The sequence below is a fragment of the Candidatus Hydrogenedentota bacterium genome, from assembly GCA_018005585.1.
Classification (GTDB): Bacteria; Hydrogenedentota; Hydrogenedentia; order Hydrogenedentales; family JAGMZX01; genus JAGMZX01.
Map to the genome: position 1 here is coordinate 1 of JAGMZX010000061.1, position 11,242 is coordinate 11,242.

Genomic DNA, 11,242 nt, shown 5'->3' on the forward strand with positions numbered 1-11,242 from the left:
CCCCCCGCCAGCCGCAGCGCCTGAGACGCCCCCCGTGCCCGCCCCGGAAGCGCCCGAGACGCCTCCCGTGGAGGAACCCGCCGCGCCGGAAACGCCGCCGGAAACGCCGCCAGCCGTCGAAACACCGGCGCCCGAGGAAGTGAACGCGCCCGGCACGGCGGCTCTGTCACGCATCTCCGCGGACCAGATCGGAGCCCTGCAGGCGGGCATGTCCCTGGAAGCCGTCGCCGAAGCCATGGGCGGCCCAGGCCAGACCGTGGCCACGGACGACGTGGCAAGCGCCATCCTGCGATGGACGGACGCCGAGGGCCGCAGCCTGGTCGCGAAGTTCGAGAACGGCCTTCTGGTGCGCAAGTCTCTTTACGACCCCGATGGCGGCGCCGGGGCGCCCGTGCCGCCTGGCGACGACCAGAACAAGATCACGCAAACACTCTATGACGCGATCATGCCGGGCATGACCGTCACGGAAATCGACGCGCTGCTCGCATTGCAGGGCAAGCGCATCGCGGAAGGGCACGAGGACGTCGGCATCTATCGCTGGGTCGATGGCACGGGCTCGAATTTCACCGCCAAGTTCGAGAGCGGCAAACTGACACAGAAGACGGGGTTCTACGTGGCGGCGTTGCGCAAGGAAGAAGAACAAGCCGCCGAGGCAAGAGCAAAGGCGGAAACGCCCACCCCAGCCGAGACCGCGGCGGAGGAGGAACCGCCGGGCGAAGGCGAAGGAGGCGAGGCCGAGAGCGCCGGTCAGCCGGAGGGCATGCCCGCCGGGACATTCCCGGCGGAATCGCCCGCTGAAACGCCCCAATTCGTTCAGCAGCCACAGCCATCGCGGCAGACAGCGCCGCGCGTGCGGGTCGCCGGCAAGCAGCGCCGCACGCGCGAAGCCGCACGGCGCGATCCCGCGGAGCCCGCCGGTTCCTACAGACCCAAAGCAAAACTGCCGGATTACCGCTGGGGCCTCCGCCACGGCGCCTACGAAGTTCGCATCCATAACCCGTCGGACACGACTGTCAAGGTCGGGCTCCGCGCCGGCGAAGGCGGAAAGAACGTATCGATTCCGCCGCGCAGCACGGAAAGCATCCGGGTCGACCGCGCCAATTACGAGTTGTACTACGTATTTGCCGACAATCCCTACGTGCTTCATAAAGGCGGCGGCATCGACCTCGACAGTTACTGGATGGCGGACGTCGAGATCACGTTGTTCAACGAAGACTACGACCTGCGCACGCTCGAGCCGCCGCTCGAATAGCCCCTTCAGAAAAGGCCCAGTCCAACGCCCAGACTCACCGGCGGCGCGTGTTCTTCCGTGTCCATATGATGGCACAGCACGGCGCAGCGGTCCGCATCAATCAGGTGGTCGTTCCCCTTTTCATAGACGATGCGCCCATCAAGACCGGCCGAATAGGTGTGCGAGGCGTATTGCTGTTCCCGGTCAGGCACGGGCGGAAAGACGATGCTCCGCTCCGCCATGCGCCGCTGCAGCAATTCGGTCATGAACTCCTTCACGCGCCGCCGCGCCGGGCTGCCGTCGGGCAGCGTCGCCGTTTCGATCGCACCGCCGAATTCGAAGGCGCACACCCGCATGCACCAGCGCTCGCCCAGCGCCATCAGGTGATGCGCTACTGCGCGGCCGCTGTTGCCGCAGTCGATGCCGATGCGCCTGAAACCGTATACGCGGTCGAGCGCCTCAATCACCGACTGCTGCTTCGCGTAGTTGACGCCTTCGAGGCGCAGGCGCAGCACGTTGACAAGATGGGGCGGCTCGTTCCGGTAAACGACCAGTTCCGAAGGGTCGCGCGCGAAGCCCAGGTCGCATCCGAGGTAGTAGTCGCCTGCCGTCACGTCGCCCGGCGGCATGAACGAGTCGTCCGCGCGCACGACGCCATCCACAAACGCGAAATCCGCGCGGACGCACGCGAGGTAATCGTCGAGCGAGAATACCGCGTGCGCGGGCTCGCCATGCCGGCCGAGTACGCGATGGACGTAGCCCGGCGAGTAGCGCCCGCCGTAGAGCGCCGCCAGTTCGGCGTCCTTCTCCGCCGTGAACTCCGGGTTGAGCGAACTGGGCCAATTATGCTGCTCGGCATCAGCCATGCAGGTCATGCGATAGAACGTATTGCGCAGTCCGTTCGGCACGCCATAGACCCAGCGCCGCCCGCCCCCGTTCAACGCCTGGTACAATTCACCCCAGGCGCTTTCGGTCATCTCCTGCGCCTCATCGACGATCTGCCAGTCCACGTGCAGCCCTTGAAAATTCATGCCGCGCGGCCCGGCGATGCGCCCCCACAGCAGGAACCCGTTCGAAAACCGGAAAAACCACGACGGAGTCTGCCGCATCTCGACGATAGATGGCGCGAACTCGGGCGTGGCCTGAAAACGGCGCTGCAGCCGGTGCATCAAGGGAAAGAGATGGTTTTCGCACTGTGTCGCGATCAGCAGTTCCGTGTCGGGGCGCGCGACCATCGCCCAGCACGCGATGACCTCGATCTCCGTTGTCTTGCCCACATCGCGTCCGTCGCAGTGGACCTTGCGCATCGCCCACGACTCGAGCGAGCCGCGCTGATACTCCCGCACGCGCCACGGCGCGCCGTCCGCGCGGCGGAAGTAATCATGTGCGAAGCGTTCACGCGTGTGCAGGCGAACCCATGCGTCGACGGCGTCGTCCGCCAGGCCGCGTTTGCGCAATTCGCGCCGTGCACGGGCCGCGTTCCAGGGAAGGGGCATGCATTCCTCCATCGGTGTGAGAAAACGGAAAGGATCCCGCGACGGCGCGGGCGCGCTGGCCCCTGTCCTTCGCGACGTCTATCGAGGCAGCCAGACCTTGACCCGCTTGTCCTGGCGGCCCCAGGCAAGGGCCTGCTTGTGTTTCTTGAAGAACAGGTCGATGTGTTCGCCCTTGATCGCGCCGCCGCGGTCCTCGACGCGGCCATACCCGTAGCCGGGAATGAACATCACCGTGCCAAACGGATAGACCGACGTGTCCGCGGCTATCGTGCCGGGCCGTGCTTTCGTGCCGCTCGCGGTAACGCCCACGCGCTTCGGCTTGCCCTTGTCACGGCCCTGCGCCACGACCGCCTTGAAACGCCAGTTGCGCTTCCAGCCGCAGCACTGCTTGCACTTGCAGTAGCCGGTGGTAAGCAAGACCCGCTCAAAGGCGGACGCGCCGCGCGGCGGCGCAATGCGCGCGGTGGCGCAGCCCGTGCAGACAAGGGCCGCAATCAGGAATAGGGCCGCGAGAAGGCGTCGCATCGCGTCAGCTTATCAGGTTTCCGGATTGGGACGGTAACGCGGCGCGCCGGGGTCTGGCCTTGCGCGGCCGGGCGGCGACCTGCTTGAGAGCCTTGTCCATGACGCCCTGTGTTTCCCGCAATAGCGGTTTCATTTTGTCCGCAACGCCCACATCAATGGGCGTGCCTGCTTTCGCGCAGACGTCCTCGAGTTCGTTCATGGCCTTTCTCCATTTCTCCAGCGTTTTCAGGAGGGTCTCAACGCAGACGATGAAATCCCGGCTCAGCGTGTCCGCGGATTCGCCCTGCAGCGCGAGGGTTTTGAGCTTCGCGAGCAGCCGGCAAACCAGAACATCGAGTATGGCGATTTCTTCGACGCGCCCCTCCATGAGCGGCGTCGGCATGACGCCCCGTTCCTCAAAGAGCCGGTCCATCTCGCCGCGGAATCGCTCGTAGCGCGCGGCCTCGCCTGTAAGCCACCAAGAGACCTCGCATGCGTTCGATGCTGATTTCACCTGCAGCCTTTCTATCGGAGTTTTCTCACCATTCCAGGCAGTCTTTTTGCACTGAGGCGACCCGGGGCTTTCCAGGTGGCGGAATTCAGCAGCCAAAGATAGAATACGTCCCGCCAGCCGGGGGGCAGGGATGGCATGGGGCGCTTACATCGCCCCCAACGCAGGAGTAGTACTGTATGGTCAGCCGCCACCAGCCGGATATCGGGATAGACACCATCAGAGACGTAGCCGCCATCGTGCTGGGCGGCGGGCGCGGCACACGCCTGTATCCCTTGACCAAGCTGCGTTCGAAACCGGCGGTGCCGCTCTGCGGCCGGTACCGGCTGGTCGATATCCCCATCAGCAATTGCATCCATTCGGGGATCAAACGCATCCTGGTGTTGACCCAGTTCAACAGCCATTCGCTCAACCGCCACCTGCACAACACCTACCGCTTCGACGAATTCAGCGAGGGGTTCGTCGACGTGCTGGCCGCCGAGCAGACCATGGAAAGCGGCGACTGGTATCAGGGCACGGCGGACGCGGTGCGCAAGCAATTGCTGCACATCCAGAACCTGCGTGCGACACACTACGTCGTCCTCTCCGGCGACCAGTTGTACCGCATGGACTACCGGACGCTGCTCGCCACGCACTTGCGCCAGGGCGCGGACATCACCGTCTCCGCGCTGGCCGTCTCGCGCGAGGCGGCCAAGGGCTTCGGCATCATGAAGGTGCGCAAGAGCGGGCGCATCCATGAATTCGTCGAGAAACCCAAGGACGCGCGTCTGCTCGATTCCCTCGTGACACCGCAGGAGGTCTTTGACGACTTCGGCATGTCAAGCGGCGGCCACCCCTACCTCGCGTCCATGGGTGTATACGCGTTCAAGGCGGAAGTACTCGAGCGTCTAGTGGCGGACCGCCCGGAATGGAACGATTTCGGCAAGGAACTCATCCCGAATTCGCTCGGCTCGCACAAGGTATTTGCGCACATGTTCTCCGGGTTCTGGGAAGACATCGGGACCGTCCGCTCATACTTCGATGTGAGCATGGCCATGACCACGCCCGATTCCCCCTTCGAATTCCGCGACCAGGACCGGCTCATCTACACGCACAAGCGCGACCTCCCGGGCGTGCAGATCCACGACGCGCGCATTACCAACGCGATCATTTGCGGCGGCAGCCTGGTCACGCGCGCCACCATCGAAAACGCGATCGTTGGCGTGCGCAGCGTCATCCGGCCCGGCGCCCGGATCACCCGCAGCATCATCCTTGGCAACGAGACTTTTGAAGACAGGGACGCGTGCGGCGCCCGGGTCCCGCTCGGCATCGGCGAAAACACAAAGGTCACCGAAGCCATCATCGACCACAGCGCGCGCATCGGCAAGAACGTGGTTATCCGCGGCTCACGCAAACTGGAGGATTACGACGGCGACGGCTACGCCATCCGCGACGGAATCGTGGTCGTGATGAAGAACGCCACCATTCCCGACGGGATGGTCATCGGTTGAGCCGATGGACAGGTCCGCGCGCGAATTCACCTGGATCGAAGGCATGGCCGTGTGCCTGGCCATGATCGGGATCCAGCTTTCGAGCGAAGTGATCAATCAGTGGGGCACCTACTTCTACTCGCCATCCGTCGGCGTCGGCAGGACCATCTACGTCGCTGTTTCCGTCGTGGGCTGGATCTTCATCGCCGGGACCATCTGGGACGCCCTGACCGGGCCCGTTGTGGGCATCTGGTCGGATAAGACCAGGTCGCGGCCCGGCTGGCTGCGCCTGCTGCCGATCCGGGGCCGCCGCCGCCCGTTCATTTTCTGGGGCTCGATCCTGATGACCTTCACGGCCGTTGCGTTCTGGTACCCCCCCGTCGAGGGCCAATCCACGGCGAATTTCATCTACGGCACGGTGCTGCTGTGCCTGCACTGGACCATGTTCGGCCTCGTGCTCGTGCCGCTGAACTCACTGCCGCCGGAGATCGCGCGTTCGGAAACCGAGCGGGTGCGCATGGGCACGTTTATCGCGATTGGCATGATCGTCGGCCTGGCCATGGCCGCCGTGCTGCCCGGCGAACTCATCACGCAACTTGACCCCGCGCGCACGGAGGACACGCTCACCCTGGAACTGCCCCCCGGCACTGCGACGGAACCTGCCCGCGCGCTCGCGCTCGCGCGAGGGTTGCTGCCCGCGGACGCGTCATCCCGGGCCGTGGAGGAGTCCGTAAGCGTTGAGACACGGCCAGACGGCGCGGCGCGGCTCGCGTTCAGCGGCGCAATCATCGGCGAAATGCAGGCATGGCATGCGGGGGACGGGCTGTCGCTCGCGCTGCCTGGCCGCTTTGCCGTCGAGACGGACAACTTCGCGCGCAGAGCCGTGGCGCCGCGGGGCTCGGCCCCCGGCGGCGCGCGGGAACTCCTCAACGAGTGCCGGCGCAAGGCCCACGAAGCGCTGCAAGGACTGCCCCTGCCGCACGAGTTCGAAGGAAACCTGCCCGCATTCGTGGCGAAAAACACGGAATCGCAGGAGACGCCGGAAACCGTCACGCTGGTCTTCTACCGCGACCTGCTCGACCTGCTGAGCCTCGCGGCGATGCGCAACGTGCTGGCAAACGCCGTTCCGGGGCTGCGCGCGGACGGCATAGTCATCGCGCAGACCGAGGGCTCCTTTTCCGCCATCGGTTACCGCAGGCTCTCCGTCGTCCTCGCCGTTCTGTCTCTGCTGTTCCTGCAATTGCCCGTATGGCTTATCCGCGAGCGCTACGACTCCGAAACCGCGCGGCAGGACCAGGCACCGTTCCTCGCCGGGCTGGCCGACGCCGCGCGGAACCGGCCTTTCGTCGTGTATTTCATCGCCTTCTTTCTGTTCACGGTCGGGTTCCTCGCCGCGCAGCGGGCGCTGCCCTACTGGGCCGAACTGGGCCTCGGCGGCGACGAGGGCACGGTCTCCATCCTCATGCTGCCATTTATCCTTACCGCGCTGGGCTCGTATACGGTAATCCCGGCGCTTGCGCGCAAGCTGCGCGTGAAATGGATGCTCTTCATCGCGTTCTTCATCATCGCAAGCGGCCTGCCGTGCATGTACGTTGTCGGCACGGCTCCACTGGCCTTCTCGACCAAGATCCTCCTGGGCGCGGCGCTATTCGGGTACTGCGGCTTGGGACAGGGCATCATGTACGTCATGATGGTTCCCATGATGGGCGAAATCATCGACTACGATGAGCAGCGCTCCGGACAACGTCGCGAGGCGCTCTACAACGGCCTCAGCGGCGTTGCCTGGAAGAGCGCCATGGCCGGGTCCATTTTCATCGCGACACAGTCCATGAGCGTCTGGGGCAATTCCGTGCGCGACTATACCGGCGTGCTCGTCGTCGGCCCCATTGCGGGTGTGTTCGCGATACTGGGCATGGCCGCGATCCTGTTCTATCCCGTGCTCCACGTCACGCGCGAACAAGAACGCCCGCCGACGCCGTGATCGCGCCCGGCGAACCGCGGGTCACTGCTCCGGAAACAGCGCCAGAAACGCGTCCGCAAAGAGGGCCATGCCGCGCGCGTCGGGGTGATTGATCGAGTTGGCGAGCAAGGTCGCGTAGGGAATGCCTTGGCGCCACAGGGCGCACCAGCGCGCCGAAGCGTCGGCCAGAGCGACCTTGTTTGTCTCGGCGAACCGGCGCAAACCCGCCACGTACGGACGCGGATCGGAGTGAATATTCCCGGTGTCCATGCCCATCCAGTCAGGGCGGACCAGGTGCGGAGTAAACAGCACGACTTCCGCACCGATACCGCGAATCCGTTCGAGAATGACGCCGTAATGCTGCTGCACGCCCGCTACATCCAAATAGGCGTCGTTCACAAACTCGATGGTTACAAGGTCCGGCCGAGGGTCCAGCACGTCGCGCTGGAAATTGCGTTCGCCGCCCTCAGGCGCATCAAGATACTGCCGGCTCGAGGACCCGCCCCATGCCGCGGTCAGCATCCGGACGCGCGCCCGGGGAAACCGCGCGGACAGACGCGCCGCGATCTGATGCTGGTACCAGTTGTTCACATCGTCCTCGACACCGCCGCCGTTGGTCACGCTGTCGCCCCAGGCGATAATGGTCACGGTCTCGCCCGCGCGCAGCTTCCGCAGCGTATTGGGCAATAATCCATCCGCAACAGGCGTATCCGGCGCCACACCGGAATCGCCGGGCAGGACCGGAAACACCGCGTCTTCCCCAAGCGCTGTCGCAGAGCCGGTCACCCAGACATTGGCGAGGCGCACCGCGCTGGCCGGAACTTCGGGAGGCGGCATCGCGCCCACGCGAGGCGCGCCGGGCACGCGCTCGACCGCGCCCGCGCTGGTCACGACAATGGCGTCGAGCCGGTTCGGGCGATAGGCATAATCGAGGAATACGGCCTGTCTTCGCGCGATGCTGCCCGATGCCAGCCTGCCGAACGTGGCCCAGAAAGGATCAAGGTCGTAATCCAAACCCCGTGCGAGCGCGGGCGACTCGCCCGGACCCGCCTTTACCCGAAGGCTTGCCTCGTCCAGCAGGCCCGTGGCCGAGCATTCCTCCGTGATGAGCGGGCGCAGCCGCGCACCTTTGCACCAACCCGGCGCGGCGGCGTCGAATACGGGCAAGTCCGTGTAACACTCGTCGCGCACGAGGCGCGTCTCGGGCGGCTCAATCGCGACACGCACCGCCTCGGGAATCGTCCGTTCGCGACCGCCCACCAGGACCGTACCCGGCCCCACGGAGACTTCCCATGCGCCCGTCACCCGGATCGGCAGCGGCACTTCATCCGCTCCGCACAAACTGCCCGCGATTGCAAGACACAACAACGCCATGGCCGGAACCTCCCTGTGTTAACCCGCCGCGCCTTCACTATACCGGACGCCGGCGGGCGCTTGCGCAGGCAAGCGTGCCGCAGGCAGCTATCAGCAGCGCCAGGAATGCCAAGGCCGGACCGCGAACCGCAGGGACATTTTCGCCGACGGCAATGTAGACTTCATGCTCCGCCGGGGCTTTCGTGCCGTCATTGTAGAGGACCGTGTAACGGCCCGCGTCTTGCGGTTGCAGATTGAAGAGTTGCAGTGTCGGGAAGACCTGGCCGGGCATCGGCACGCCGTCGTGATACCACTGAATCGCCCATGCGCCGGAACCCGGTATGCAGAGACGAATCGACTCGCCAATCTCATACAGGCCGCTGCGCGCGCACGGGCCCGGCTCGATTTCCGGGCCGGTTTCCGGCGTGACCGCCCAGACTTGCTGGCCATGAGAACCATCGTCGGCCAGGAACAGGAACCGGTTCCCAATCACACCCATCGGGGATGCAGGTGCATAGAGGTTGTTAGGCCTGAGATTGGCCAGCATGCGTGTCCCCGCCGTTGTGCCATCGCTTATCCAGGGCTCAAAACCGTGTACGCCATCATTCGCGATGAAATAGAGATGGTATCCGTCCGTATGAAGAAGCTCCTGGCCTGGAAGAGCAATGAAATAAGACGTAAGGGCGTCGTCAGCGCCCGGCCGGATGTCCGCCAGAATCCCCGTGCCTTCGAAAGTCCCATCACTTGCCCAGATTTCCGCGCCATACCCGCGGCTCCAAACGGAGAAATACAATCGGTTGTTAATAACGACAAGATTCGTTGGGCCCATGGTCATGTTGCTGTCAAACTCACGCACGAGTTCCGCCTGCGTGCCGCTGACAGGCGCCCGCCAAAGACTGGCCGGTTCCTGCATGAACGAATTCCCGGCAAAGACCCAGTCGCCAAGCCGGACAAGGCTATGGGCTTCGTATGCCGGTCCGGAAAGCGGAACCGTGCCCTCTGGCGTTCCGTCCGTGCGCCAGACCTGGCTGTTCCCAAGATTTTGCGGCCACATAGGACCGGTCGTGTAGTACTGTCCGGCATCAAAGAAGACAACGTCTCCCGCCGCGCGCAAGTTTTGCGGAAGAGAACTGTAAAAATGCGTGAAGGGCGTCTCCGCAGCCGGGAACAGGTCGCGCAGCACGCGTGTGCCTTCGGGTGTGCCGTCGGATATCCAGAGTTCGTCGCCCAACACCGGGTCATACGCGGCGAACAGCACCTTGTTGCCTAACGGCGTGATCAAGCGCGGCACGGGAAGGACGAGACCGTTATTGCCTGTCATCCACTCCGCAATTTGAAAAGAGCAAAGAGGATACGTGGTCTCGGGAGTGCCGTCCGTGCGCCAAAGGGCGATATCCTGATACGGCGTGGCATCCCACGGCGCCCTGAAATACAGGGTGTCGCCCAAGGCTGCTACTGTGCCCATCTCCGGCCCCCATCGGTAATGCGCCTGGAAGGTCCAGACATGGCGGCAGCCGGCCGCCGTACCATCCGTGCACCAGATGCCGCCCTCATCACTGCCGGAGTGATAGGCCGCGAAGTAGAGGAGCGTTGGCCCGCAAGCCAGCGTAACGCACGAGTACAGGTCATCTGCCTGCCAGACAGGCGCAGTGCCCTCCGGCGTGCCGTCGGTCCGGAACAGCGCCGTGTGCGTGCCGGCCTGGTCCGAGAAGGTCGCGCCAAAATACGCGAAACCACGAAAGGACATCAGGCGCTCGACATGCCCGCCTTCCTCGAAGTAAGAAAGCATGACCGGCGGCGTGGCCCGCGCCGTTCCGTGCGTCCAGAAGGCTGCCAAGAGACAGACAGCCTGCAGCCAGTATCTTGACCGGTCCCGCAATTCCATTTCTTGGTCTCCTGCGGCTGCTGCCGCGCAAACACAGCCTTTACCGGCGGTGTTATCACAGCAAAACCGCATTTGCAGTGTAGCATGCTTCTGTACGGAGCACAAGCCCCTCTTTCCCGTGATACGGGCTGCGGGACTCATCAAGAATCACCCTCGCCGGGCAAGGCGGCTGCTGAGACATTGCACTCAGCGCTACAAGCCTCGTTCCGCACCCGTTTTGGGTGGTGGTCTCGAAACCCCTGCTCTCATGGAACCACTTGGCTGCGCAAAGACATTTATCAGCATGGCGAAGTCAACACCGGTCATGCTCGCTGAAAGTGCGGCAACCCGGCCCGCAGACATGAGGGAGGCACGAGAGTCATGGAAAAGACGGTTGGATTCATGGGAGTTATCCTGCTGACGTGCCTGTTCATCATCGCGCCCCTTCCCGCGGCGAATGACGGGGATAACGGCGCCGGTCAGGCGCCCGTCGCGACGCCGGAAAGGGGCGTCCGGGACTATGACGGGGACCTTGTACTGTTCCCGGACGACGTTGCGGCAGGCTCGGAAGAGGCCCCCGCGCGCGCATATTACACGGAGGGGATGTTCCAAGCGGAGCGCGCCAGACAGAGCGCCGAGTTCCTTCTCCGATTGGAGGAAGCCCATCATCGGCTGTACGAGGCTTTCGTGCACCAGTCAAATCTCGGCAGTTTCGATGAAGACAATCACAATCCCTACACCTTTGTCGGCAGTGACGCAGCGCGCCTGCCAGACGATGCACTCATCGAATGGAAATTGACCAAGCCGGAGTTTGTCGACCTGCGCCTCGCGGACTGGGAGAGCCTCGTGCTGGG

At 64.3% G+C, this 11,242-nt stretch carries 9 protein-coding genes; 4 read left to right on the forward strand and 5 right to left on the reverse strand.

Annotated elements, in window-relative coordinates:
- Positions 1–1,252, forward strand: a 1,252-nt coding sequence (locus KA184_11940) for a hypothetical protein (GenBank protein ID MBP8130279.1), incomplete at its 5' end; no start/stop codon positions are given.
- A 5-nt stretch (positions 1,253–1,257) separates the two neighbouring features.
- Here KA184_11940 and KA184_11945 read toward each other — a convergent pair.
- The 3 genes from KA184_11945 to KA184_11955 form a co-directional block, all read right to left on the reverse strand.
- Entirely contained in the window at positions 1,258–2,727 is a 1,470-nt protein-coding gene (locus KA184_11945) for a hypothetical protein (protein ID MBP8130280.1), read from the reverse strand.
- Positions 2,728–2,805: 78 nt separating this feature from the next.
- Positions 2,806–3,252, reverse strand: coding sequence for a 3D domain-containing protein (locus KA184_11950; protein MBP8130281.1), 447 nt, complete (start codon positions 3,250–3,252; stop codon positions 2,806–2,808).
- A 4-nt stretch (positions 3,253–3,256) separates the two neighbouring features.
- Positions 3,257–3,745: a hypothetical protein gene (locus KA184_11955; protein MBP8130282.1), complete on the reverse strand. Its 489-nt coding sequence runs from the start codon at positions 3,743–3,745 to the stop codon at positions 3,257–3,259.
- A 215-nt stretch (positions 3,746–3,960) separates the two neighbouring features.
- On the opposite strand from KA184_11955, the gene KA184_11960 reads away from it, so the two are divergent.
- Together KA184_11960 and KA184_11965 are read left to right on the forward strand one after the other, a co-directional pair.
- Complete coding sequence (locus KA184_11960) at positions 3,961–5,232, forward strand: glucose-1-phosphate adenylyltransferase (protein MBP8130283.1); 1,272 nt, start codon at positions 3,961–3,963, stop codon at positions 5,230–5,232.
- A 4-nt stretch (positions 5,233–5,236) separates the two neighbouring features.
- Positions 5,237–7,192, forward strand: coding sequence for an MFS transporter (locus tag KA184_11965; GenBank protein ID MBP8130284.1), 1,956 nt, complete (start codon positions 5,237–5,239; stop codon positions 7,190–7,192).
- 21 nt (positions 7,193–7,213) lie between these two features.
- Here the strand turns inward: KA184_11965 and KA184_11970 are convergent, their stop codons facing one another.
- The gene (locus tag KA184_11970) at positions 7,214–8,545 is read right to left on the reverse strand and encodes a hypothetical protein (protein ID MBP8130285.1); all 1,332 of its coding nucleotides are present in this window, start codon (positions 8,543–8,545) and stop codon (positions 7,214–7,216) included.
- Positions 8,546–8,582: 37 nt separating this feature from the next.
- Positions 8,583–10,409: a hypothetical protein gene (locus tag KA184_11975; GenBank protein ID MBP8130286.1), complete on the reverse strand. Its 1,827-nt coding sequence runs from the start codon at positions 10,407–10,409 to the stop codon at positions 8,583–8,585.
- 360 nt (positions 10,410–10,769) lie between these two features.
- On the opposite strand from KA184_11975, the gene KA184_11980 reads away from it, so the two are divergent.
- The coding region (locus KA184_11980; protein ID MBP8130287.1) for a hypothetical protein at positions 10,770–11,242 on the forward strand (473 nt) is incomplete at its 3' end.

Excerpts from the sequence above, each read along its gene's own strand:
- KA184_11945 (MBP8130280.1), bottom strand. The coding sequence starts at position 2,727 with ATGCCCCTTCCCTGGAACGCGGCCCGTGCACGGCGCGAATTGCGCAAA.
- KA184_11950 (MBP8130281.1), bottom strand. The coding sequence starts at position 3,252 with ATGCGACGCCTTCTCGCGGCCCTATTCCTGATTGCGGCCCTTGTCTGC.
- KA184_11965 (MBP8130284.1), top strand. The coding sequence starts at position 5,237 with ATGGACAGGTCCGCGCGCGAATTCACCTGGATCGAAGGCATGGCCGTG.
- KA184_11970 (MBP8130285.1), bottom strand. The coding sequence starts at position 8,545 with ATGGCGTTGTTGTGTCTTGCAATCGCGGGCAGTTTGTGCGGAGCGGAT.
- KA184_11975 (MBP8130286.1), bottom strand. The coding sequence starts at position 10,409 with ATGGAATTGCGGGACCGGTCAAGATACTGGCTGCAGGCTGTCTGTCTC.